The sequence below is a fragment of the Endozoicomonas atrinae genome (genome assembly GCF_001647025.1).
Lineage (GTDB): Bacteria > Pseudomonadota > Gammaproteobacteria > Pseudomonadales > Endozoicomonadaceae > Endozoicomonas > Endozoicomonas atrinae.
In genome coordinates this window covers 1-250 of the sequence record NZ_LUKQ02000916.1, presented here as the reverse complement: position 1 = coordinate 250, position 250 = coordinate 1, and the positions used below count along the sequence as shown (strand labels likewise).

The 250-nt window shown below is 45.2% G+C and carries 1 pseudogene; it reads left to right on the top strand.

What is annotated here, in order from left to right:
- Positions 1 to 122: 122 nt before the first annotated feature.
- Positions 123 to 250, top strand: a pseudogene (locus AK963_RS31695) (transposase); the annotation flags it as partial.

Here is a 250-nt window from a genome sequence, read left to right as displayed (position 1 = left end):
GTCAGCTTAGTAAAATATTTAACTTTCTGGAACTATCAGACTTGCAGACCACCCCAAAAAGCTATACTTAACGACAGGTCATTTTGGACTGGTGTTTTGAGGACTTTTTACGCCGGTGATGACAATTCTGGCTTTCTGTGCTGACAGAGCTTAAGAACCGTGGAGTTGAAGATGTCTTCGTTGCCTGTGTTGATGGGCTTACCGGATTCCCGGAAGCGATTAACACCGTGTTCCCAATGGCTCAGGTTCA